Source organism: Butyricimonas sp. RTP31003st1_G1_RTP31003_210430, from assembly GCF_040920905.1.
GTDB lineage: Bacteria > Bacteroidota > Bacteroidia > Bacteroidales > Marinifilaceae > Butyricimonas > Butyricimonas paravirosa.
Genome location: NZ_JBCOSQ010000023.1, coordinates 33,880 through 60,263 on the forward strand (window position 1 = coordinate 33,880; position 26,384 = coordinate 60,263).

The window sequence follows — 26,384 nt, forward strand, 5'->3', positions numbered from 1 at the left end:
TACTTTGCAACACGGCTAAAAATAACACGATATGTATCATCTCAAACTGGTAGGACGTCAGATTTTTCAACGGAAAGGCTATTTCGTGATCAACACGATCGGGCTGGCCGTGGCTCTCACCGCCTCCGTATTTATTTATACTTTTCTGGTAAAAGAGTGGCAGACAAACACGTTCCACGAGAATGTTGACCACATTTACCGGATCACGGTTCAAACCGACGGGAATACCCACTGGGGGGCAGAGGTTTGCAGCTCGCTGGGAGAGATTGCCAAAGCGGAATTGCCGGAAGTGACTGACTATACCCGGATCATCACGGCACGGGAGATGAAAATTCGCTGGGAGAATGACGATCATTATCAAACCGGGATTTCCTGCGGGTACGCTGACCGACAATTGTTCAGCATGTTCACGTTCCCGCTCGTGACGGGGAGTATTCAAGCCTTCGAACACCCCGGCTGGGTGGTGATTTCGGAAAGTATTGCCCGACGTCACTTTAAGGATGCAAATCCCATAGGGAAACTGGTATATCTGGAAAACCTGTACACGAGTGGAAGTGTTTCAACATTCCGGATTGCCGGGGTCATGAAGGATATGCCACCCCGTTCATCCATTCAAGCCGACGTGATTCTGGATTTTTCCGTGATAGAACATTCGTTCCGGTACAACATGGGAAACGCCGTGCAGACGTTTATTCAATTAACCGACGGGGCAGATGTCCAAAAAGTTGAAGAGCAATTACTTCAAATTGAATACCGGGAGTCTGATTATATTCGGGAACAAAAGGAGCTATTGCAGTTACAACCGTTACGGGAAATGTACCTGCACTCGGATCACATACAGGACTTTGACCTCTCCTTTGCCCAAGGGTCGGGAACTTTTAACTGGATTCTGTTCGGAATCCTCTTACTCATCCTGTCGCTGGCATTTTGTAATTACCTCATCATCAAACTAGCCCTAGCGGATAAAAACGCAGAACGGTTTGCCATACAAAAACATTTCGGGAGTAGTAATCGAAATATTTTCGTGCAGGTGTTGCAGGAAATAGGCATATATACCGTGACGGCCTTCGCCCTGACGGTCGTGCTGACCTTTATTTTTTATCCCTATTTCGCACAAATCATTTCGCCCAAGCATCCCTTTCCATTTTATTTGGGCGGAACGGAAGTTATCGGTTTCCTGCTCATCTTCCTGCTGTTTGCCGGATGCATCGGGGGAATTACTTACGGGCATATTAGCCGAAAACTCAACTCTTCCGGACTGAAAAACACGATTACCTCTTCCCGCTCGTCGCTGGATTTGAAGAAAATTCTGATGATTGCCCAACTGACAATCTTCTGCGGATTGCTTTTTTTCTCCATCGTGTTTCTCCGACAAATCGATTATCTCCAAAATAAACCGCTGGGTTACAATAACCGAAACACGATTTCTTTCGATTGGCCGAATCCCTACGAGATCACGTCCCTGAAGGAAGAGTTGTCGCAACACCCGGACGTGCTGGCCGTGAGTTGCGGAGCCTTGCTCCCGATCGGGAACTGGGCGCACTGGGACATTCATTTGGCCGAGCAACCGGAAAAAAGCATACAATCCTACTCGCTTTTGTGTGACGAAGATTTCCTCCGTACCTACCAGTTAAAACTCGTGGAAGGACGGGATGCCAAAACGAAGGTCACGACACCGGGAATCTATTCCCGTAAGCCCGTGGACGTCGTGGAGATTGTCGTGAACCAGAAGTTCGTGCGGCAAATGGGATTGAGTCACCCGATCGGAACGCTACTGAGTGACGGAACCGCCAAAATGCAAATCGTGGGGATCGTGCAGGACTTCCACTACCGTTCACTCTACGAACCGATTCAACCCGTCATGATCGGTAGTGACCTTCCGGGGGTGTCGTTCACCCTCATCGTCCGGTACCGGGAAGGGAAACGAAGCGAGATGATCCGTTACCTGCGACAATTACACGAAACCCGTCACCCGGAAACGCTGATGAGCTATCAAGAATATCCCTATTCCGAACTATACGAGCGAGAAATCATGCTGGGACATCTCGTGTATATATTCACGGGCATCGCCCTATTGATCGGGGGCATGGGAGTACTTGCCTTTTCTGTTTTCATCGCCGAGAGCAAGACTAAAGAAATCGCTCTCCGCAAGGTGAACGGGGCCTCGGAAGGGCAAATTATGATTTACCTGAACCGTATTTTCACGGGGCAAGTAGCGGTCGCCTGTGTCGTGGGGATTCCCTGTTCCTATCTGATTTGCCGACAATGGTTGCAAGGTTTCGCATATAAAGTCACGATAAGCCCTTGGATTACCGTTTGCGTGATCGGGGGGACTTTGCTACTGGTGGTTCTCGTCACCGGCTGGCAAATACGCCGGGCCACACGCCGAAACCCGATTGATACCCTTAAAACCGAATGATCATGCGGATGTTCCAATATAAAATATTATTCCGGCATTGGGGTAAAAACAAAATATATCCCTGTATCTCGACATTCAGTCTGGTTATCGGTCTCACGTGCAGCACGCTACTGATTGGGTTTGCCATGCACGAACGGCGAACGGCACATTCCACGCCCGGAGAGGATCAGCTTTACGTGGTGCAAACGAAAGATAATTTTTACCACAACTCGGAACTGAAAACGTACGATACCCCGGTCGGGGCTGCCCAAAAACTACACGAGAAATACCCGCAGGTGACGGGGTACTGCACTTTTCGACAAGAATTTGTCGTCATGCACCGAGGAAAGCACAAGCTGGAGATTGATAACGCTTATAAAGTAACTCCCGGTTTCGACACGCTTTTCCAGCCGGAAATGATTAGCGGGAATTTAAAACAAACTTTATCGCATCCCTTGGAGATCGCGATAACCCGGAGTTTTGCCCTCCACACGTTCGGGAAGGAAAACCCGGCGGGAGAGGTTCTCACGCTCGAAACCTACAAAGATGTATTCGTGAAGAACGGGGACGGTTACGGGGTTTCACAACAACAAGTCAATCAAGACTACACGATCACCTCAGTCATTGACGATCGCCAACCAAGTGTCCTGTATTACGAGCTTCTTTTCGGGTTATCCCCGGAAGAGATTGCCCGACAACCTTTCAGTACTTCGTGGTATCATAACGTGGTGCAAGTGCAAGCGGGAAGTGATCTATCCGCCCTGCAAGAAAAGGATGAAAACGCCACCCCGCTTTTCCTGCTCCCCATCGAACAGGCGTACTACACGAAAGATTATTCAGAGAACCGACTTTTCAGGTACCGGGATTATAAACAGTTGCAAACCAGCCTGTATATCGCACTACTTATTCTGATTATCGCTTGTTTTAATCACGTGAATATCAACATGACCCGGTCGTTCCAGCGTTTGCTTTATTCCGGCCAGCAACTGATACACGGGGCTTCCCGGAACGAAATCCGGTGGCAGGTGATTCAAGAAACGGCACTCCAAGTAGGCTTTGCTTTCGTTATTTCACTGGCATTGATTTACACGGTGTTACCGACGTTTAATGCCTTTATGGATTCCAAGCTGGCTTTTGTCGATCTGTTCCGGGGAGAAACGCTACCGATCATTTTCTATACCCTTGTCGCCGTGATCCTGTTCCCGTCAATTTATATCCTGTACAAAGCGGAACGGGTGGCTCTGGCCGATATTCTAAGGAAAAATTACACGTTTCATCGCTCGCTGATTGCCGGAATCATTGTTGTCCAATTCACAATTTCAATCATTTTACTGGCCCTTTTCCTCACGATAAAAGGGCAGACCGAATATATCACACACATTCGCCCGGATGCGGAATCGATTGTTTCCATAGAACACGAATATATTCCCGACGAACATTCGTGGAAGATATTCAAGGAACAAGTGATCACGCTACCGGAAGTTGTTGACTACACCTCTACCCTCCCGCTCATGAACGGGGCCATCGCTAACCGGGAGTTTAATGCCAACACGCTAAAGATGGATCAACGCTTTTTCCGTTTTTATCACGCCGAACTCGTGGCAGGGGATTCCTTGTGTCATGCTACCGATGTTTCGATCCACAAGGTGCTGGTGAATGAATCGCTGATCAGAAAGAAACAGATCGAAAACCCAGTCTGGCAATCTTTTTCACATGACGGGATGGACTTCGTAATTTGCGGAGTCATCAAGGATTACGCTATTGATCACGTCACAAACGAGGTCGAACCGTTAATTATCATCCGGGAGACGGATGACTGGGTAAACGCCAGAGGCTCGGTGATTAAAACCCGACCGGGAGAGGTTGAGGCCACGATTGCCCGGATGCAGAGCTTGTGGGAAACGATCGCTCCTGATGAATCACCGTTGGTTTTTACCTCTTTGACCGAGATTTACAGGGATATACACAAGGAAGAGTTTCGGACGGCACGAATCGTTTCCGTATTCACATGGATCAGTATGCTACTCTCTTGCATGGGATTATTCGGGTTAGCGTGGTATTCGGTGGAATGTCGGACAAAAGAAATTTGCCTGCGGAAAGTCAACGGGGCAACCGAAAAGCAAATCGTACTGCTCGTGTGCGGACGTTTTGTGAAATGGATGATCTGGGCCTCACTTCTCGGTATTCCAATCGCTTGGTATTTAGCTAACGCATGGATTTCGCAATTCGTGTACAGGGCTGAGTTATCCCCGTGGATTTTTATCACGAGTATATTGTTCGTAATTATGATAGGCATTATTACCGTGATTCGCCAATCTTGGTATGCCGCAACACTAAACCCGATAGATACCCTTAAAACCGAATAGTCATGTTTAAACAATATTTCAAAATTATCCTCCGCAACTGGAAAAAGAACAAGATATACACCGTCATCAATATCGTGGGGTTGGCCATAGCCTTCTCCATCACGTTATTGATCTCGAATCACGTGATCACGGAATGGACAATGGACAAGTTTCATTCCAATGCAGGAAACATCTACCGGATTACTAACCAATACCTAGAATCCAAGGAGTGGGAAAGTCTTACCGCCTACCTAATCGGTCCTTATGCCAAACAGGAAATCCCCGGCATTGTCAATTACACCAGAATTATGCCCAGCAACTCTTACGGAATAAAAAACAACGAGACGGAAGAGTATATCCCCATTCCCAAAAGTCTTTTTATAGATGAAAATTTCTTTCAAATGTTTGATTTCCCAATTATACAAGGAAAAATCGACAGCACAGTATTAAATTGGATCGTCGTCACCCAAAACTACGCAAAACAGCACTTCGGCGGCCAAAATCCTATCGATAAAACTGTCTTCATCAAAGACTTGGATTCCGAAAAAGACCACGGATGTGTAGCCCGGATTGTAGCTGTGATCGAAGATTTACCGGCAAATTCTTCCATTCAATCCGACATTTTTATTGACAGTCGAGTCATCTCAAAAAATAGGGATATACTCTATTGGGGATGTTGTTCCTCCTATACCTATCTTCAACTTGCATCAACAGCAGACATCTCCGTCATCGAGCGAATGATACCTCAAATGATCGAAAAAAACAACTCTTACTTGAAAGCCAATGAATACAGATGCCAATTACAACCCCTAACAGACATCTATTTTCATTCAAACCACCTTCATCCCGAGGCCATTTTACGAGGCCAAATATCCTTGTCTCTCCTTCTCTATGGAATTATTTTACTGATCCTATTTTTGGCACTAGGCAACTACATCATGATCAAAACGGCCCAAATAAATAAAAATATTACCCGAATGGGCATACAAAAATGTTTCGGAGCCGACAACCGGACAATACGACACCAGTTATCGCTGGAAATTGGTATTCACACTCTATGTGCCTTACTTTTATCTTTCGCACTCGCTTACGTGTTGCACCCGTACATCATAGAAATTCTCTCTCCGGAACACCCGTATTGGTTTCATCTATCCTTTCAAAAATTCGCGGGATTCCTCTTACTTGTCTTCTTCGCCATGTTCTTAACCGGATTTGTATTACACTTATACACTCATAGAAGATTAAACCATAACGGACTCAAACAGGCCATCCAACCTGCTCCCGGGTATAAGGATATAAAAAAAATACTCACAATTGTACAAATTACAATTTTCAGCGCCCTCCTTTTCAGTGCCCTCGTAGTATCAAGGCAAATGAACTACATGCAACACATGGATTTGGGATTTAATCAGGAAAACATCTTATATTTTTACTGGCCGGACAATGAATTTCGATACGAAACCCTAAAACAAGAACTGCAACATCACCCTGCCATACTTAACGCCAGTAATGGGTACCCCCTCCCATGCTACGAAAGGGCCGAATCGATCTCAATACCTAACCAACCGGAGAAAACCATTAAAGCTCGTATCATTCTCGGCGATGCTGACTATATCGATACATACCAAATTCAACTTCAAGAAGGCCGATGCCTAAAAAAGTATAACTATCCTATTGATCTGAAAGAATTTGCAAGAATCCGTCCCAACCATATCCGAGAAGCTATCGTTAACCAGTCTCTCGTGAAAGCTCTTCAACTAGAACACCCGTTGGAAACCATACTCAACTTATGGGATCATGAGTGCCCTCTCAAAATAGTGGGGGTCGTGGACGATTTCCAGTATTTCCCGCTATACAAATACACGGAACCTGCAATCATCATGTACGAATTCCCTCAAATATCCTCCACGATGATCGTTCACTACCAAACGGGAGAATTCCAAAACGTATATCGTTACATCCGGGCAATGTTCCAAGAGAAATTCCCCAATACCGTTTTTAAATGTGAAGAATATAATTTTTCAGAATTATACGGCAAAGATATCGCCGTTGTAAAACTCATCATCTTGTTCGCCCTCATAACTATCCTCATTGGTGGCATGGGTATTTTCGCATTCTCTACTTTCATGGTTGAAAGTAAAACTCGGGAAGTCGCCCTACGTAAAGTAAACGGGGCTACCGAATGGCAGATCATGCAACTCTTTAATCAACAATTCTTCGCAAGAGTTCTTCTCGCCTGTTTTATAGGTCTGCCCGTTGCTTACTATGCCTCGAAAGAATGGTTAAAAGGATTCGCTTACAAAGTAGAAATCCATGCGGGATTATTCATATTTGTTTTCCTCACTTCCGTCTTTGTAGTCCTCGCCATCACAACTTGGCAGACTCGAAAGGCCGCCCGCCAAAACCCAATAGATACCCTTAAAACTGAATAGCCATGTTTAAGCAATATTTTAAATTCATAGTACGCAAGCTTTCCCGCAACAGGGTTTACACGGTGATCAATATTGTCGGGTTGTCCATTGCCTTTTCTGCCGCTTGGCTGATATACAGCCACACGGCAAACGAGTGGAATATGGACGGGGATTTGAAAAACAGCGACAATATTTACCGGGTAATTACCCGATACGGTGATGAGGATTTCTGGAATTGCCGAACCAACACACCATTCGGCCCTGCAGCAAAACGAACATTTCCGGAGATCGTACAGGTAGCACGCTATTTTCAAAAAGATTATCGCATAAAAATAGAGGATAGTCAAGATTTTACCATAGAACCTAAACTTGCATTTGTCGACCCTCCGTTCTTTGATCTGTTCGAGATTCCCGTGATACAAGGGAAAATTGACACAACCGTTTTTTCATGGATCGTGTTCACGGAAACAAGTGCCAAACGCTACTTTAACAAGGAGAACCCTATCGGGAAGACGGTAACCATTAAAGATGGAATCAATAATAGGAAAAAAGACATCAAATGCCAAGTTGTCGCTGTTATAAAAGATTTTCCGGCGAATTCGACGATTCAAGCAAATATCATCGTAGATTACCGACAAGGTGCCCCATATTTTGATGAACATCGAGGAAATTACTCTTTGTACACCTATTTTCATATTCTACCAACCGCTGACCTGCGAGCCATCGAAAAGAAACTACCGACAATCGCCTCCAATATGCCGGACGACGTTAACCATTACAGCCACAGACTTCAACCTCTGAAAGATATTTATTTTCATTCCGAGCATCTACGAGAAGATGAATTGTTACGGGGTTCTCAATCCCTAACCTATTTATTATGGAGTATCACAATTCTTATTCTACTACTTGCTGCCGGAAACTTCCTACTCATCCGAATTGCCCAACAAGACCGGGATTCTTCCCGTTTTGCCATACACAAATGTTATGGAGCCAGTAACAAGCATTTATTCTATCAATTGCTCGGTGAAATCGGGTTACAGACAGGAGTTATTCTTCTACTCTCGTGTATTTTGACCTATGGATTGCATCCTTATTTCATCCAGATTTTGTCACCGGAGCATATTTATCCATTTGAACTTTTCAACCTTTCCAATTTCGTATTTGTAGGATTTATATGTCTGATTATGGGGATCATTTGCTCCATTTTATACTTTCATTTTAAACATCATGTTAGCCGGGAAGGTGTGAGAGGTATGCTCCAACCCAAACCACAACAGATAAATCTTTCCAAAATTTTAACCATATTACAAATCGGTATTTTCACCTCATTACTTTTTTATTGTACCATCATTATTTCTCAAATTAATTTTATAAAAAACAAACCACTAGGGATAGATACAGAACATATCCTTCAAGTTGGCTGGTTTGACAATTCCCGCAGCTATCAACCTCTAAAAGAAGAATTACTTCAGCATCCCGGAATTCTTTATGTATGTAACGGTATGAGTATACCTTTTACTTACATACCCTCCATCGAGAAAATACCCCTCCTCACAGAGCCGGAAAAACAAGTTGATGTTGTATGTGCATACGGGGACGAAGACTTTACCAATGTATATAAAATTCCGATTATTGAAAGTCAGGAGTTTACTCCTATCGAATTTAATCCCTCGCCTGAAAATAATTACTCATCAACAACCGACGTGTGGGTAAATAAAAAATTCGTGGAAACGTTCAAACTGGATCACCCTCTAGGAATGATCCTAAACCAGCAACATTCTGTTCACTATCGAATTACAGGAGTTACGGAAGATTATCACACGCAATCACTCCATTACCCGGTACGCCCTACGATGATTTTGCCGCCATCCTCGTATTTATTATTAATACGTTACCAACCGGGAAAACGGCAAGAGATTCTTGAATATCTGCAAGACTTATATCTATCCCGAAACCCAGAATATATTTTCGAATGCAAGGAATACAATTACTCAGACCTATACCAAAAAGACATGGCCTTTATGGAACTCGTGATTCTGTTTTCACTGATCGCCATTCTAATCGGTGGTATGGGGATATTCGCTTTTGCCATATTCATGGTGGAAAGCAAAACGAGGGAGATCGCCCTTCGAAAAGTAAACGGGGCATCGGAACGACAAATCATGCTGTTATTTAACCGACAATTCATGACGAAAGTCTTCATGGCCTGCGTGATCGGTCTACCGATAGCGTACTACGCCTCCCGGAAATGGCTGGAAAATTACGCTTACAGGATAGAAATACAACCTTGGATTTTCGTACTTACCATCGTTATATCCCTTTGTATTGTTCTGCTCGTGACCAACTGGCAGATCCGGCAAGCATCAAGAAATAACCCGATAGATACCCTTAAAACCGAATAATCATGCAAAACGTTCAATTCAAAATCATATTTCGAGGTTGGATAAAAAACAAGACCTACACGCTGATTTCTTTGATCAGCCTGATCACGGGGATCACGTGTTGCACGCTGCTCGTTACTTTCGTGATACACGAATATAATATCGCTCATTCTATCTTGAATAGTAAAAACTGTTATCTTGTTCAGGAGCAAAAAGAACAAGATGCCACCCCCAGTGAGGCTCTCATTTCCGGGAAAAGTGGAGTTCAACTCAAAAATACCTATCCAGAGGTAAAATCCTATTGTGTACTCCGAAATGAACATCTTTTTTTATCAGAGGAATCCGAAGAATCAGACTATATGTATGCTTATTCTGCAACACCTAGCTTCACCGAATTCTTTAAACTTCCCCTCTTATCAGGAGATTTACACAAAACGCTTTTGACATCTAACGAAATTGCTGTTACTCGGTCTTTTGCCCTCCAATACTTTGGAATTGCTAACCCCATCGGAAAATCAATCACGTTAGGACATAGTATACGCTATTTTAATGGGAAAGAAAATACCTATAAAACGATATTCCAATCTCACACGATCACAACTGTTATCGACGATTCCCAAAAAAGTTTTCTTCATTACGGGATATTGCGAGGACTCCCAGACGAGGAAATTTCACAAATTACCGGATTCCCTTTTTATACGTTTATCGAACTCACACCCGAAGTTACGGTTCAAAAATTCATGGCAAAAATAAACGATCGAAACGAAGGACAATTTGAGGATAAAACAATCTATCTAAAACCAGCCAAAGAACTTTATTTTTCAGAAACAAGGCATTTATATGAAAGAGGATTAATCTTCAAACGTGATCCTTCTTTCGTTTACTTAGGCATGGGTGTTGCCATACTCATATTTATCATCGCTTGTTTCAACCACATCAACATTTGTCTGACCCGTACCATACAGCAATTAAAAACAACCGGGATTCAACTTATTTCGGGAGAATCAAAACAAGGAATACGTAAACAGTTAATCATGGAAACCGGATTACTCGTTATGTTTTCCTTTATCGTATCCATCGGCATCATCCATGTACTTATCCCTTATTTCAATACATTCATTACTTCCGACTTAAGTCTATCGGATTTATATGCCGGATATACCCCACTGGTACTGATTCTTTTACTCGGTACAATTATCATCATACCTCCTTTATACGTGATCCTAAAAATCAATAAAAATTCTCTATCCGAAATTCTAAAGAATGAAAACAAACAAAAAACTATTCTCATTCGCAATATTGTGATTACCCAGTTTACCATATCCATTATCCTGACGACAACAGTGGTAAACATTCACCACCAGATGGACTTCGCAACACATTGCCGTCCACACGCTAATGAAATTTTGATATTAGGGTGGGGACTATATTCAGTAGAAGATGAAACGATTAAAATTTTCTATGATCAACTCACTTCCATCCCGGAGATCACACATCGCACAATGAGCGCAATCACTCAAAATTGCACTTACGGACTAGACAACATGTACGTGGATTGTGCGGATGCCGATCTCTCATTCTTTGATTTTTATGATATACAACTTTTGGGAGGAAGACTTTTCTCTCCGGGAAAACAAGGATTACATGAAGCCATCGTGAACGAGACTTTTCTAAAGAAACAAGGGATAACAGAGCCCCTAGGTAAAACATTCCAAATATGGGATGAAACCTACACGATCGTCGGGGTCGTTGCCGATTATCCAAGAGATAAACTCACCCGAGAGATCACGCCATTATTTATTCGATTCAGTGATACCGGGTCCGATCGTCATATTATCCGTATTCAACCCGGTACCCGAAAAATAGTCGAAGAAAAGATTAATGCACTTTGGAAACAAGTTGCTCCGGGAGCAATCGAAATAAAAACTTGTAGTCTGTCTGAACGCTACATGGAGTTTCACGAAGAAGAGTTACAAGTCATGAAAATTCTTTCAATATTTTCCTATATCAGCATTTTGCTAGCCGGTTTAGGATTATTCGGATTAGCATGGTTCTCCGTGGAGAATAGGCGGAAAGAGATCAGCCTCCGTAAAATCAACGGGGCCAGTGAAAACCAAATCGCCGTGTTACTGTGCGCCCGTTTTATCAAATGGATTCTGATTGCTTTTTGCATCGGGGCGCCAATTGCCTATTATTGCTCGGCACAGTGGCTCACACAGTTCGTTTATAAAAACGAGATTTCTCCGGTATCATTTATTTTTATCGGTATTGCGGCAGTCGTTATTGGCACGCTGACCGTGGCATGGCAAGCATTTAAAGCCTCCCGGATGAATCCGGTAGATACTATAAAATAGGGGAAAGTCAAGCGTTCTTTCCCCTATCCAAATCATTCTCGTCCGGTTCCGTACCCAAGGCATCGGACTCTTCTTTTACCTCGTCCATGTAATTAGCCAAGTTATCCCGGGCATCATCATCGTCATTCTCCAGAATTTCACCTAAAACGTTTATATATGCCTCGTGTAATTTCTCATCATCTTCGGGTGTCAGATGCTTTTTCACATCCATATTCTCTTGTTTCTTTTCCTTCTCTTTCATAACCGTGTTCGTTTGAATTTATACACGTGAAACGAAAGAAAAGGAAAAAAGTTCGAGTATCAAGAATACATCTTAATTTCGCCAGTTGTTCGGTAGGTTGTTCGGTAGTTGTTCGGTTATCAAGTTTCTTATTTTATGCCTGCTTGATCGAAAGACCGATACGTTTCCGTACCTTATCGACCTGCACGATTTTCACTGAAATATGCTGATTCAAAGAAAGTACATCCGCCGGGTTCGAAATATATTTATCGGCAATCTCGGATATGTGTACCAGCCCGTCCTGTTTCACGCCAATATCCACGAAGGCTCCGAAGTTCGTCAGATTAGTCACGATACCCGGAACAACCATCCCGATCTCCAGATCGTCAATCGTATGAATATTATCAGCGAAACTGAATACTTTAGCCACGGAACGGGGATCACGCCCCGGTTTCTTGAGTTCATCCATGATGTCTTTCAACGTGGGTAGCCCAATCCGGTCATTCACGTAACGGGATAGTTCAATCTTATTACAAGCCTCCTCGTTACCAATCAACGACTTCAACGGGATTCCCAAGTCTTTTGCCATCCGTTCTGCCACTGCGTATGATTCCGGATGCACGGATGAATTATCCAAGGGATTTTCGGCCCCCTCGATACGAAGGAACCCGGCACACTGTTCGAATGCCTTCTCTCCCATACGTTTCACTTTTTTCAATTCGCCGCGACTACGGAATGCCCCGTTTTCCTTGATATAAGTAACCACATTTTCTGCCAAAGTCGGCCCCAATCCGGAGACGTAAGTCAACAAGTACTTGCTTGCCGTGTTCACGTTCACCCCAACCCGATTCACACACGACTCGACCACCCGATCCAAACTCTCTTTCAATTTGGATTGATCGACATCATGCTGGTATTGCCCCACCCCGATAGACTTCGGGTCAATCTTTACCAACTCGGCCAACGGGTCCATCAGCCGACGCCCTATCGACACGGCACCGCGAACCGTTACATCATACTGTGGAAACTCGTCCCGGGCTATCTTAGAGGCCGAATAAATCGATGCCCCGCTTTCACTCACGACAAACACTTGTATATCCCGGTCATAACGCAAACTCTGGATAAATCGTTCGGTTTCACGTCCTGCCGTACCGTTACCGATAGCAATCGCCTCGATCCGGTACGAGTTGACCAGATTGGTAATCTTATTAGCCGCTTGTTTCACCTCGTTTTGTGGCGGATGAGGATAAATGGTTTCATTATGCACCAGATTTCCCGTCTCATCCAGACAAACAACCTTACATCCCGTGCGGAATCCCGGATCTATACCCAACACCCGCCTATTCCCAAGAGGTGGTGCCAAAAGCAATTGACGCAGATTTTCAGCAAACACCTTAATCGCTTCTTCATCCGCTTTCTGCTTACCGCTTTGCAGGTACTCTGTCTCGATAGACGAAAGCAACAAACGTTTATACCCATCTTTCACCGCCATGATCACCTGCTCGGCACTCTCGTTACGACCTTTCACGAATATTCTTTCCAAAGACTCGATCGTTTCCTCTTCCGGGATTTCAATCGCCACTTTCAGAATACCTTCAGCCTCCCCCCGACGAATCGCTAACATCCGGTGGGAAGGAATCCTCCGCAAAGGCTCGGAATAATCGAAATAATCCGTGAACTTCTCCCCTTCTTCCTCTTTCCCCTTCACGACTTTCGCTTTTACCACGGCCACCCGGTCAAAAGAGCGACGCACGGTGTTTCTTGCCCGGTCATTCTCGCTGACCCATTCAGCAATAATATCCCTAGCACCCTGCAAAGCCTCTTCTTCATTCTCCACGTCATTCTTCACGAAACGGGCCGCTTTGTCCCACACATCCCCGTTATCCTGTTTCATCAACATGGCTGCCAAAGGTTCCAATCCCTTCGCTTTTGCCTTTGATGCCCGTGTTTGTTTCTTCGGTTTATAAGGCAGGTAAATATCTTCCAGTTCTCGTAAATCGGTACAATGCTCTATCTGTTTCCGTAATTCCGGAGTCAACTTTTCCTGCTGCTCGATACTCTCCAACACCGTCTTTTTCCGCTTTTCCAGCTCCTTGAACTGCTCGTAAATCTCCCGTACCAGTCCCACCTGCACCTCATCCATACTCCCGGTCATCTCTTTCCGATAACGGGAAATAAAAGGAATCGTGGCTCCTTCATCCAGTAACCCCAATAAATTTTTTATATATCTACTCTCAAAACCACTCTTTTGTGTCACGAAGGTGACCGGATCTATATAATATTCCATACATAATTGATTTTAGATTGCTAAGATACACACTCTTTATTTAATCGCTATCTCCATTCAGTAAATAAATTCATCGAATCTTATGAAGTAATCCTAGGTAGCAATCTAATATTTCTTATCTTTGTCTAAAGCTTAAATCAAACATACCCTATTATGAAACAATTAATCGCCTGTTGTGGATTAGATTGCGAAAACTGCGATGCCCGTATCGCCACAATCAATAACGATGACAAGTTAAGAGAAGAAACCGCTCAAAAATGGAGTGTCATGAACAACACGTCGGAGATCACACCGGAAACTATTAATTGCACGGGTTGCCGTGTCAATGGCTCTAAATTCGCCTATTGCAGCAATTATTGTGAAATCCGGAAATGTGTTCAAACAAAAGGATTCAATACCTGTGGCGATTGTAAAAAACTGGATCATTGCCCGACCATCGGTCTTATTTTCCAGCATAACCCCAGTGCAAAAGAAAATCTTCTATCGTCAATTTAAAATCACCTTCTTGCCTTGGATTTATTACAACGGCATAACTTTATTATGCCAATAAGCATATTTACATCTATCATTGAAATAAAAATAATCAACAGGATTATCCAAAATTGAAAATTATTATCTTTACCATCAAAATAATAAATGTTGGTTAGCGGGTTGGAATCACTAAATCGGAAATCATAAATCAAGAAATTAATCAGGTGATAGAAATTAAAAATATAGTCAAAAGCTACGGCGAACTAAAAGTGCTGAAAGGAATTGATCTAACGATAAAAGAAAAAGAGATCGTAACGATCGTCGGGGCTAGCGGTGCCGGGAAAAGTACGTTATTACATATTCTGGGAACACTCGATACCCCGGACGAGGGTGAACTATTGTATGATTCTGTGAACATTGCCCGGTTATCCTCCAACAAACTATCGGAATTCCGAAATAACAACATCGGGTTTGTATTCCAATTCCATCACTTATTGCCGGAATTCACGGCTTTGGAAAATGTTTGCATCCCGGCATGGATCAAAGGAACCGGAAAAAAAGAAGCGGAGCTGCGGGCCATGGAACTACTGACCCTTCTCGGTCTGGCAGACCGGGTGAGCCACAAACCCAATCAACTATCCGGCGGGGAACAACAACGAGTTTCCGTGGCAAGGGCTCTCGTCAATCATCCCCGAGTGGTGCTAGCCGATGAACCTTCCGGAAACCTGGACACCCGTACCAAAAATGAATTACACCAGTTATTCTTCACTTTACGGGAAGAACTCGGACAAACATTCGTAATCGTCACGCATGACACGGAACTAGCCCGTATGTCAGACAGACAAATAAAATTAAATGACGGAATGCTAATGAATGAATAAAATGAACCTTCCGGCACGATTTTCTCGTATCGCGAATAAAACACGAAAACCTGTTTGTGTTTTCGCACAATGTTCTTACATTTGCATCTTAATGAACAAAATATTTATTTATTAATTAAACCTTTCAATGAAATATACAGAAGAGTTAGACAAAGTGAGTTATTGTTTCGGTCTAAGTATTGCAAGTAATCTCCTTTCTTCAGGTGTGAACACCATTAATACAGAAGCTTTTGTTGACGCTATCAGAACAGTCTATGCAGGCCAGATGCCGGAAATCAAACCGGAAGAGGCTAACCAGATTTTGCAGGACTATTTTAACAAACTGCAAAATGAAAGAGGTAAAGCTGCCAAGGAAGCCGGAGAACAATTTTTAAACGATAACAAGAGCAAAGAAGGCGTGGTTACCCTGGAAAGCGGATTACAATATAAAGTAATTTCCACCGGAAACGGGGCTATTCCGAAAAGTAGCGATACTGTAAAATGTCACTATGAAGGACGCCTGATTAATGGTGCCGTGTTCGACTCTTCCATCCGCCGTGGCGAGCCGGCTGAATTCCCGGTAAACGGAGTTATTGCCGGTTGGGTTGAGGCTCTTCAATTAATGCCCGTGGGTTCAAAATGGCAACTATACATTCCTTCTGATCTAGCTTACGGCCCTCACGGTGCAGGACAGGCTATCGGACCGAACGAGACCTTGATTTTTGATATCGAATTATTAGATATAGTATAATTTAATTTACGAAAAACTATGAACGCAAAAAATCTAATTTTAGGTTTATCTGTTGCTGCAATCGGTTTATCTAGCTGCTGCAACACTTCTACAAAAACGAATGTATCGCTGAAAAACGAGGCCGATACAGCAAGTTTCTATATTGGTTACATGTACGGTTCTAACATCACTGGAAACGGTATTGAAGACATCAACATGGACGCTATCATCGCCGGAATGAACAGTGCTTTACAGAAAAAAGATGCTCCTGCCGACATGATGCAAATGAATATGTTTTTACAGAAATATACTCAAAAAGCCATGATGGCTAAAGCTGACAAAGCATTGAAAGCCGGAGAAGAATTCTTGGCAGCAAACGCTAAGAAAGATGGTATCAAAACTACCGAAAGCGGACTTCAATACAAAATTGAAAAAGAAGGAACCGGAGCTATCCCGGCAGATACCAGTGTTGTTAGAGTTCACTACAAAGGAACTTTGATTGACGGAACCGAGTTCGACTCTTCATACAAGAGAGGCGAGCCTACCGAATTTCCTGTAAACCGCGTGATCAAAGGTTGGACGGAAGCATTACAATTAATGCCTGTTGGTTCTAAATGGACGCTTTACATCCCGTCAAACTTGGCATACGGACCTCAAGGAGCCAGAGGTGCTATCGGACCGAACGAAACGTTGATTTTCGAAGTTGAATTAATCGACATCGTTGACCCGAACGCTCAAAAATAATTTATTATTTGATATTTAAACAGCTAGCAAGCCCAAGGACTCTTGGGCTTGTTTCTAATCAGAAAAACAATGAATTACGAAGTTACCGGAAAATTAATTTACAAAGAAGCTACACAAAAAATCAGTGATCGTTTCCAGAAGAGAGAATTCGTGATAGAAGTTGAAAACGAGAAGAATCCACAGTGGAACGACTTCGTAAAAGTTCAATTGATCCAAGACCGGTGTGATCTATTAGAGACTATTCAATTGAACGAGAATATTAAAGTGTATTTCAATTTGCGTGGCCGCAAATGGGAGAACAACGGACAGGTTTCTTATTTCACGAACCTCGAAGGTTGGAGAATTGAGAAAGTTCAAGCGGAAGCCCCGATGATGGGCGCTCCAGTACCGGAATACAAGGTGGAAGACATTCCTCCCATGCCGGAAGCCGACGATCTTCCTTTCTAAACGGAAAATACCAGTATTAAAAAAGGTCTGCAAATATTACAGACCTTTTTTAATACCATAAACAACTCAGTAATTGACCAAAACCTAATAAAAGCGCTATCAATAACGTCGTTATCGAAAGAAATTTCAATTGAGAATCCAAGGCTCTTCCTTCTCCCCGATAGACAGACTTCAGATGCATTGCCAGCAACGGTAGCGTTAACAAAAAGAGATAGCCCGTCCATCCGGCAGGATGCAGCACGGAGTACAACACGAGACAAATCACAGCCAATAGCGTGATCACGAAATGATATATCTTTGCACCCCGTATTCCCAAGATAACCGGGATGGTACGCTTGCCACAAACCGAGTCATTCTCGATGTCGCGGATATTATTCATGTTTAAAACACCGGAAGAGAGAAAACCGATGGCCGCAGCCGGTAACACACATATCCAAGGCAAAACACCGGACATGGCGAAATAACTTCCCATCACGCTCACTAACCCGAAAAAGATAAACACGAAAAGATCCCCCAGTCCCCGGTAACCATAAGCACTCTTCCCAACCGTGTATTTCACGGCGGCCACGATAGATGCGCCTCCGGCAATAAACAGAGAAATACTTTTCCAATTCAACAAATCCCGAAATGCCTCATAGATTAACAGACTTCCGGTGATGATCGCTATTACCCCGAAAACAATCATGGCCTGTACCATTTCCCGCATACTCAAAGCTCCACTTTGGGCGCTCCGGATAGGCCCTAAACGATGTTCATTATCCGTTCCCTTGGTTAAATCCCCCACCTCATTCGCCAGATTAGACAATATTTGTAAGGCAACCGTGGTGAGCATAGCCCACACGAAAGTCGTCGTTTTAAAATACCCATCGCTCGCAGCCAACAAAGAACCTAGTAATACACCCGATAAGGATAAAGGTAATGTTCTTAACCGAAAACTCGTGATATATGCCCGAACTTTAGACATGTATTCATTCAGATTTTAAATTAAACTCCTCCGTCAGCTTCGCTGCCACCTCCTCTATAAACAGAGGAGGAGCTGGTAACTCTTCCCTAAGTCGAAAAGTAATTCAACTCTCCCTCTGTTTATAGAGGGAGCACCCGAAGGGGGAGGGAGTTCATTTTTTATTTTCAACTTTTAATTCTCCATTTTCAACTTCAGCTCCTTCTCCCCGATAATAACCTTATGCTGTTTGAATAAACCGCCAACCGTCTTTTTGTAGTTCTTTTTGCTACAACCGAAAAGGCGATATATCTCGTCCGGATCGCTCTTATCCGATACAGCTAAGGAACCTCCATTCTCTTCCAGCTTTTTCAGTATCAAGGCTGCCAAACGGTCAATTTGTTCATGACCATCATTTTTTTGCAGGATACAATCAATTTTTCCGTCTTCCCGGATAGTCTTAATATAACCGGTCAGGTGCTGCCCAATGGTTATAGGTTGGAATATCTCGTTACGATAGATAATTGCCCCATGGCTATTATTGACAATAACATTATACCCTAAATCTGTACGACGAGCGACGATTAATTCGACTTCCTGCCCCAATTCATACTCTGCCGGAGTCTTATCCAAGAAACGACTTAACCTCGTGGAAGCAACAATACGATCCGTCGTTTTATCCACGTAAACATAAACCAAGTATTCACGCCCCACAATCATTTCTTCCCGCTGTTCCCGAAAAGGAACCAGCAAATCCTTACGTAATCCCCAGTCCAGAAAAGCCCCCACTCGACTCGTACCCACCACCTTCATCAAAGCAAAATCACCCACGACGGCTTTAGGTGTTGTCATCGTGGCAATCACCCGGTCTTCCGAGTCAAAATAAATGAAAACTTTTAATTCATCACCTTCCTTACATTCAGCCGGAGCCGTTTCTTTCGGTAGCAAAATCTCGCCCCAATATTCCCCTCCATCCAAATAAACACCAAAATCCACGATCTTAACGACCTTCAATATATTATATTCTCCTAACTTTATCATATTCTGTAATTTTGTGACAAAGATAGAGAAATTAAGTGATTTATGATTTATGATTCGGTGATTAAATCATTCCCACCACCTACAAGAATGCAGGAAGGTGGGAATCACAAAATCATCTAATCGTAAATCTCGAAATCACTTAAAGGCTTTTTCCGACAAACCCGGTCCGTTCAACTTCAATTGATCGAAATACTCCGGCACCGGACGGCCCATTAATTTATCAACATACATTTTAGCCAAGTATTGCGATAACATGAAACCATGCCCCCGCATACCGACAAACAGACCTAATTCGGGATCAACGATATAGCGAGGCTCCGTGTAATACCCGGACCACGTGGCCTGTATACTCACGCCAGCCAGTTCCGGCATCCAATCCACGAAGAATTCACTGATAATCTCCATAAACTCCTTCGTGTTCAAGATCAGATTTTTATCCGTCCGCAACGCATCCACCCGCGGGGATGCACAACCGATAATTTGCCCCGTGTGGACTAATTGTTGCCCATAGACAGCGGAGAATCCTTTATACTCCTGCCGATCGATCAGCATATCCAGACTATCCCCGTTCTTCCCTAGCATGGGTAAACGACGAGTGATAAATGCCTGATGGCGTACCGGGTACAATCCCGCATGAATCCCCAATCCCTCGCAAATCTTTCCAGCCCCGGCCCCCAAGGCATTCACGAATATCTCCGTGCGGAATTCCACGTATTTCTTATCATGAGTCAACACTAAAATACTGTATGTTGATCCCTCTTTCATCACTTCCAACACCTTACAATCTTCCACGATCCGCCCCCCGGCCGAAATACCCATGTTACGAATTAAATCGACCACTTTACCGGGTGTCGCCTGCCAGCAATCATTGGTAATCAAAGCCCCCAAGTAACGTTTGGATTTCGTGCTGAAATAAGGAGAAATCTCTTTCTGGAAATTCTTCGGGTCAACCATATAGGCATCCGACCATGCACGACTCGCGTCCAAGGCATTGAACGTGGGCTCATCATGAGCCAAATTAATATAGCGCGTCGTCTTGTAATCAATATTCGATATTTTCTGTAACTCTTTAAATATAGTATGATTATGCTCCGCGATCTCGGCCAGTTCCGGTAAAGAGAATGCCGTACGGCCTCCCCCGATATTTCTCCAGGAAGAACCTCTATCCGCATTCACTAGCACGGGATTCAAGCCGGAATCTGCCATATAGCGGAACAACGCACTTCCGGCAATACCACCTCCGGCAATCAACGCCCCGACCTCTATCTTCTTGAAATCCGATCGATTAGCCACACGATGCTCGTCACCTCGTTTAGGCGGGTACAATTCACCTAGATTCAACTGGTTAGACAAGGGCGCTCTCGGTGTAGCATCACCCACGATCTCGATCCCTTTCGCTCGTAAAGCTGTTTTCAACCGAGGAATACAACGTTTCCCCCGACAAGGCCCCATTCCCAAGCGAGTGGTATGCTTTATCTCGTCTATCGAAATAAAGGTACGATCACCCACGACTTTCAAAACATCGTCCAAAGTAACATCATCACAATGGCAAATAAACGTGGCTCCCGGTTGATCCTTCAACAACGGTTCCAAATCCAGCGGTTGCGGGTAATTCTCCTTCACCACGAAACCTCTTACCTTCACCAAATCTTCCCCGTGAACATCCAAAGCTTTCACCCGGGCAATATTCGTTTTATTCGGCTTATGCAACACCTTCTCGATAATCCCCTCTCCCAATCTTTCTCCATAATTATTTACCAGGTAAACTACTTCTTTCTCCTTTACCTCGTATTCTATCGGCAGAAACAAGTTATCTTTTCGTAAATCATAACCGAAAATGGCCAATCCCGGACATTGATAGACACACTCCATACACCCGATACATTTATCGTAATCCACGTGAGGAACGGTAGAAGTCGAACTTTTCGTTATCGCCCCGTGAGGACAGGCAAAAGAACAAGGATTACACGCAAAACCATACAAACAATCCATTTGCACGAATCCCCGTTTGTGCATACGTTCCGCCTCCGGCAAACAGGGAGTTTCCAGAATCCGAACCGGATGTTGTTGTGAATCAATATACTCTTTGGAAACCACCAAATAATCATCATAACTCACCCTAGCCCCCAAGTCCATCAATATCTCAATTGCCGTTTGCTTCCCCCGCAATACGGCACTCGTCCCTTCTCCAATTCTCACGGCATCTCCCGCGGCATAACAATGCTCTCCAAAGACGGCCTTTCCTTTCATCAACAATTGATTGTCCGGAATCAATCCCGTACATATATTTATGACATCTATGCCATTCAATATTCTTTCCGTACCCGGAATCGGTTTGAAATTCTCACATTCAGCAATAACAGCCCCCGTGATTCCCGTTTGATCAGCATTCGGGATCGCTTTCAACAGCACGTGGGACGTCATGATCGGTATTGCCAAACGGCGCACCCGGTTTGCTTGCACGGGGAAACCACCTTCTTTGGGCATCCCTTCAATAATCGCTTTCACGTGGGCCCCCGCTTGCATCAACTGGTAAGAAGTCAAGTAACCAATATTTCCGGCTCCCACGGTCAGTACATTCTTTCCCAACAGCGTAAGTTCGTTATTCATCATTTTCTGGACGACAGCTGCCGTATATACCCCGGGTAAATCATCATTCTCGAAAGCCGGCATAAACGGAACAGCCCCCGTGGCCACAACTAAATAGTCTGCATCCACGAAGAACACTGTATCCGTTTCCAAGTTCTTCACGGCCACCCGTTTCCCCTCCAAAATATCCCAAACCGTAGAGTTCAGGTAAATACCTTCCATATTCTCCCCTGCCAACGTTTTGGCAATATCAAATCCACGCATACCCCCGAAACGCTTTTCTTTCTCGAAAAAGAAGAACTGGTGGGTTTGCATATTAAACTGACCGCCAATCTTATCGTTATTATCAATCACGATATTATCTATACCATACTTTTCAAACTCCTCCCGCACGGCTAATCCGGCTGGCCCGGCCCCCACGATCACCACCGTGGTACGAAGTACTTTCCGTGTATCAATCCGGTGTTCGGCATGTTGTTCGGCCATTTCCCCCTGGGCGAACTCCCGTACCTCTTTCACACCATCCACTTTTGTCACGCAAATACGCCGGACTTTACCATCCACCAACATCTCACAAGCCCCACATTTCCCGATGCCACAGGCTAGGGAACGTCCCCGGCCATCCAGACTGTGACTATGCACGGGGTACCCGGCCTGATGCAAGGCTGCCGCGATGGTAAAACCCTTTTCTCCTTCGATTTTCTTACCGTTAAAAGTGAACACCACTTTATCTCGTTTCGGAACATCCAAAATCGGATGCGAATTAATCTTCGACATAAGTTATTGTTTTATTAGTTAGGTTATTAGATTCTTTTGCAATATAACCGATCCGAGACAAAAAAAAGCTGACAAAAGTCAGCTTTTCAAATTTATCTATTTTTTAACATTTAATTCTTTTCTCTTGTGAATGTGAATTTCCCCTCGATTCCCTGTCCATCCTTACTCACCCCAACGATCGTATCGGCATCAACCAAGATACCAAACCAACTATCCAACTCGTACTCGATCTCGTGTTCGGAATGAATAATATCAAACTCTTCGGCATCCAATTTTACCTTATGTTCTTCAAGCCTCCCCACTAAAAATTCCTGCAACATATATCCTTCCTCTCCCTCAAGCTTATCCGTAAAAATAATTCGCCCGGACAAATCATACCCCTCTTGTTTCAGGAATAACTCGCCCTCGGCTACCCCGTAGCCATAATCCTCTTTATATTTCCATTTACCTGTTAAATCCACCTTGCTAATTTTAAATCCGATTAATTTTGTGATTTAGTGATTTCCAATTAAGTGATTATAGAATCTTCCAGTTATCAAATCGACTATCACGGAATCTTCTCAAGCTTTTTCCATCGCTTTTGCCTCGTTCCAATACTCGTCCATTTCCTCCAAGGTCATATCCGAAAGGTTACGATCTGTTTCGTGAGCTTTCTTTTCCACGTACGAAAAACGACGAATAAATTTCTTGTTGGATTTCTCCAAAGCATCTTCCGGATTTATACCGTATAGTCGCGCCGCATTAATCATGGCAAACATGAAATCACCGAATTCTTCTTCCATCCGCTCCTGATCCTTCCGGGCAACCTCGACTTCCAATTCACCCAACTCCTCCCGTACTTTTTGCCACACGTCCTCTTTCTGTTTCCAGTCGAACCCGACTCCCCTCACCTTATCTTGAATCCGGTATGCTTTCACTAAAGCCGGAAGAGCATCCGGGACACCTTCCAAAACTTTATTATGACGGCCCTTCTCTTTCAACTTCAATTGCTCCCAGTTACGCAACACGTCATTCTCATCCTCGACCTTCACCTCCCCGTAAATATGCGGGTGACGATAGCGCAATTTGGCACAGATCTCGTTCAAAACATCCGTCATGTCAAATTGCTCCTGTTCCTTCCCAATCAAAGCATAAAACACGATATGCATAAGCAAATCTCCCAACTCCTTTTTCACCTCCTGCATATCATTTTTCAGAATTGCATCTCCCAGCTCATAAACCTCCTCCACCGATAACGTCCGCAAAGACTCCATCGTCTGTTTATGATCCCAGGGACACTTTTCCCTCAAGGTTTCCATTATATCCAACAGCTCGGCAAAAGCTTCTTTCTGTTTCGTAAAATCTTTCTCCATAACAAACTCTACTCTCGTGAAAAATTTTCAATTTCCAACTTTCAATTTTCAATTGTTTTCCCTACTTTGCACCTGCAAAAATAAGGCTTTTATTTTAAGTTTCATGATAGAGAGAAGAATAAGTATTGGAAACATTGATCCTATTGACTTTTACGGCATTAACAACGCAAAATTCATTACTTTAAAAGAATTTTTCCCAAAATTGAAGATCACCGCCAGGGGCGATGAAATCATTATTCAGGGAGAAGAAAGCGACATTGATGTCCTTGTTGCCAAAATTAATGCCCTTTTGGAACATTACAATAAATATAACATGCTCACGATCGCCAATCTGAAAAGAATTATTCTGGAAGACGAGATCGTGGAAGACCCCGAGGACCCGGCCTCAATTATTGTTTTCGGGAATAACGGGAAAATTATACGAGCCAGAACGACAAATCAACGTAAACTCGTTGATCTGGCCAAAACAAACGACTTGCTTTTTGCCACGGGTCCGGCCGGCTCAGGTAAAACCTACACGGCAATCGCTCTTGCGGTAAAAGCATTACGCAATAAAGAGGTCAAACGGATCATTCTCAGCCGTCCGGCAGTAGAGGCAGGTGAAAGTCTTGGATTCCTACCCGGAGACATGAAAGAGAAAGTTGATCCCTATTTGCAACCCTTGTACGATGCTCTTTCTGACATGATTCCCTCGAAAAAATTAAGCGAATATCTCGAAACGGAAATCATTCAGATTGCCCCTTTAGCATACATGAGGGGACGTACACTCAATGATGCATTCGTGATTCTCGATGAAGCACAGAACACGACAAAAAATCAATTAAAAATGTTCCTAACCCGTATGGGTGTCAACGCTAAATTCGTGATCACCGGGGATATGAGCCAGATAGACCTCCCAAAACAAAGTGATTCAGGATTAATTCATGCCTTCAAATTACTGCACCATATAAAAGGTATTGCATTCGTCGAATTCGACAACAGTGACATCGTTCGCCACAGGCTGGTGAAAGAGATTGTTAACGCTTACAACAACGAAGAAAAAACTAAATAACGGATCTTTAAAGCAAATAACATGGAAGCGATTGTAAAAACAAATTTCAAATTCCCGGGACAGAAAGATGAATACGTCGGTAAAGTACGTGACGTGTATAACATCAATGACGAATACCTCGTTATGTTGGTATCCGACAGAATTTCCGCTTTCGACGTGGTACTCCCGAAAGGAATACCTTACAAAGGACAAATATTGAATCAAATTGCCGCTAAATTTCTGGATGCGACGTCAGACATCGTTCCGAACTGGAAAATAGCAACACCCGATCCGATGGTGACCGTTGGTCACAAATGCGAACCGTTCAAAGTAGAAATGGTTATTCGCGGTTACTTGGCCGGAAGTGCATGGAGAGAATACAAATCAGGAAAGAGAACCCTTTGCGGTTTACCTTTGCCGGAAGGAATGGTTGAAAACCAGAAATTCCCGACACCTCTTGTAACTCCTACCACTAAAGCTATGGAAGGACACGATGAAAATATCTCTAAAGAAGAAATCATCTCGTCCGGACTAGTTAGTAAAGAAGATTACGAGGCCATCGAAAAATACACTCTTGCCCTATTCCAAAGAGGAACAGAGATTGCAGCCAAAATGGGATTAATTCTAGTAGACACGAAATACGAATTCGGTAAAAAAGATGGAAAGATCTATTTGATCGATGAAATCCACACCCCGGATTCTTCCCGTTATTTCTATGCCGACGGTTACGAAGAACGCCTAGCAAAAGGAGAAAGACAGCGTCAACTATCCAAAGAATTCGTTCGCGAATGGTTAATGGAAAATAACTTCCAAGGGAAAGCCGGACAAACCGTTCCGGAAATGACTCCGGAAGTGGTAGTTAACATCACAAATCGTTATATCGAATTATACGAACATATCACGGGAACGAAGTTCGAAAAAGCCGACAGCACGAACATTCTTGCCCGCATCGAAAACAATGTAAATGAATGTTTGGCTAGCTTATCAAAATAATAACCAATAAATAC

Annotated in this window: 19 protein-coding genes; 12 read left to right on the forward strand and 7 right to left on the reverse strand. The window is 43.6% G+C overall.

What is annotated here, in order from left to right; genetic code table 11:
• Nucleotides 1-31: 31 nt before the first annotated feature.
• Genes AB5542_RS09070 through AB5542_RS09090 form a run of 5 tightly spaced genes read left to right on the forward strand, consistent with a single transcriptional unit; the run spans nt 32 to nt 11,889 of the window.
• Nucleotides 32-2,419 (forward strand): ABC transporter permease, encoded by a 2,388-nt coding sequence (locus AB5542_RS09070; RefSeq protein WP_279038722.1) that lies wholly within the window; start codon nt 32-34, stop codon nt 2,417-2,419.
• A 2-nt stretch (nt 2,420-2,421) separates the two neighbouring features.
• On the forward strand, nt 2,422-4,764 hold the full coding sequence (locus AB5542_RS09075; protein WP_279038721.1) for an FtsX-like permease family protein: 2,343 nt from the start codon (nt 2,422-2,424) through the stop codon (nt 4,762-4,764).
• A 2-nt stretch (nt 4,765-4,766) separates the two neighbouring features.
• Nucleotides 4,767-7,175 (forward strand): ABC transporter permease, encoded by a 2,409-nt coding sequence (locus AB5542_RS09080; protein WP_279038720.1) that lies wholly within the window; start codon nt 4,767-4,769, stop codon nt 7,173-7,175.
• Between the two features lie 2 nt (nt 7,176-7,177).
• Nucleotides 7,178-9,556, forward strand: coding sequence for an ABC transporter permease (locus AB5542_RS09085; RefSeq protein WP_288215230.1), 2,379 nt, complete (start codon nt 7,178-7,180; stop codon nt 9,554-9,556).
• Nucleotides 9,557-9,558: 2 nt separating this feature from the next.
• Complete coding sequence (locus tag AB5542_RS09090) at nt 9,559-11,889, forward strand: ABC transporter permease (RefSeq protein ID WP_279038718.1); 2,331 nt, start codon at nt 9,559-9,561, stop codon at nt 11,887-11,889.
• Nucleotides 11,890-11,896: 7 nt separating this feature from the next.
• On the opposite strand, the gene AB5542_RS09095 is transcribed toward AB5542_RS09090, so the two are convergent.
• A complete protein-coding gene (locus AB5542_RS09095) occupies nt 11,897-12,130 on the reverse strand; it encodes a hypothetical protein (protein ID WP_279038717.1) in 234 nt (77 codons plus the stop codon).
• A gap of 133 nt (nt 12,131-12,263) precedes the next feature.
• Nucleotides 12,264-14,396: a Tex family protein gene (locus AB5542_RS09100; protein WP_279038716.1), complete on the reverse strand. Its 2,133-nt coding sequence runs from the start codon at nt 14,394-14,396 to the stop codon at nt 12,264-12,266.
• A 153-nt stretch (nt 14,397-14,549) separates the two neighbouring features.
• Between AB5542_RS09100 and AB5542_RS09105 the strand changes: the two genes are divergently transcribed.
• From AB5542_RS09105 to AB5542_RS09125, 5 genes are all read left to right on the forward strand, one after another.
• A complete protein-coding gene (locus AB5542_RS09105; protein WP_279038715.1) occupies nt 14,550-14,891 on the forward strand; it encodes a DUF3795 domain-containing protein in 342 nt (113 codons plus the stop codon).
• A gap of 200 nt (nt 14,892-15,091) precedes the next feature.
• Entirely contained in the window at nt 15,092-15,748 is a 657-nt protein-coding gene (locus AB5542_RS09110; protein ID WP_118261008.1) for an ABC transporter ATP-binding protein, read from the forward strand.
• Between the two features lie 127 nt (nt 15,749-15,875).
• Nucleotides 15,876-16,478, forward strand: a complete 603-nt coding sequence (locus AB5542_RS09115; protein ID WP_087422099.1) for an FKBP-type peptidyl-prolyl cis-trans isomerase — start codon at nt 15,876-15,878, stop codon at nt 16,476-16,478.
• A gap of 18 nt (nt 16,479-16,496) precedes the next feature.
• Nucleotides 16,497-17,201: an FKBP-type peptidyl-prolyl cis-trans isomerase gene (locus tag AB5542_RS09120; RefSeq protein WP_270544600.1), complete on the forward strand. Its 705-nt coding sequence runs from the start codon at nt 16,497-16,499 to the stop codon at nt 17,199-17,201.
• Nucleotides 17,202-17,270: 69 nt separating this feature from the next.
• The gene (locus AB5542_RS09125; RefSeq protein ID WP_087422097.1) at nt 17,271-17,648 is read left to right on the forward strand and encodes a DUF3127 domain-containing protein; all 378 of its coding nucleotides are present in this window, start codon (nt 17,271-17,273) and stop codon (nt 17,646-17,648) included.
• Nucleotides 17,649-17,697: 49 nt separating this feature from the next.
• Here the strand turns inward: AB5542_RS09125 and menA are convergent, their stop codons facing one another.
• The 5 genes from menA to mazG all read right to left on the reverse strand — a co-directional run bounded on the left by menA (nt 17,698) and on the right by mazG (nt 24,347).
• The gene (gene menA / locus AB5542_RS09130) at nt 17,698-18,612 is read right to left on the reverse strand and encodes a 1,4-dihydroxy-2-naphthoate octaprenyltransferase (protein WP_279038714.1); all 915 of its coding nucleotides are present in this window, start codon (nt 18,610-18,612) and stop codon (nt 17,698-17,700) included.
• A 171-nt stretch (nt 18,613-18,783) separates the two neighbouring features.
• On the reverse strand, nt 18,784-19,629 hold the full coding sequence (locus tag AB5542_RS09135) for a S1 RNA-binding domain-containing protein (protein WP_279038713.1): 846 nt from the start codon (nt 19,627-19,629) through the stop codon (nt 18,784-18,786).
• Nucleotides 19,630-19,764: 135 nt separating this feature from the next.
• Complete coding sequence (locus tag AB5542_RS09140) at nt 19,765-22,995, reverse strand: FAD-dependent oxidoreductase (protein WP_279038712.1); 3,231 nt, start codon at nt 22,993-22,995, stop codon at nt 19,765-19,767.
• Between the two features lie 110 nt (nt 22,996-23,105).
• Complete coding sequence (locus tag AB5542_RS09145; RefSeq protein ID WP_087422093.1) at nt 23,106-23,456, reverse strand: hypothetical protein; 351 nt, start codon at nt 23,454-23,456, stop codon at nt 23,106-23,108.
• A gap of 99 nt (nt 23,457-23,555) precedes the next feature.
• The gene (gene mazG / locus AB5542_RS09150) at nt 23,556-24,347 is read right to left on the reverse strand and encodes a nucleoside triphosphate pyrophosphohydrolase (RefSeq protein ID WP_279038711.1); all 792 of its coding nucleotides are present in this window, start codon (nt 24,345-24,347) and stop codon (nt 23,556-23,558) included.
• Nucleotides 24,348-24,450: 103 nt separating this feature from the next.
• On the opposite strand from mazG, the gene AB5542_RS09155 reads away from it, so the two are divergent.
• Nucleotides 24,451-25,398 (forward strand): PhoH family protein, encoded by a 948-nt coding sequence (locus AB5542_RS09155; RefSeq protein WP_118261013.1) that lies wholly within the window; start codon nt 24,451-24,453, stop codon nt 25,396-25,398.
• Between the two features lie 21 nt (nt 25,399-25,419).
• Nucleotides 25,420-26,370 (forward strand): phosphoribosylaminoimidazolesuccinocarboxamide synthase, encoded by a 951-nt coding sequence (locus AB5542_RS09160; protein ID WP_279038710.1) that lies wholly within the window; start codon nt 25,420-25,422, stop codon nt 26,368-26,370.
• The last annotated feature ends 14 nt before the right edge of the window (nt 26,371-26,384 follow it).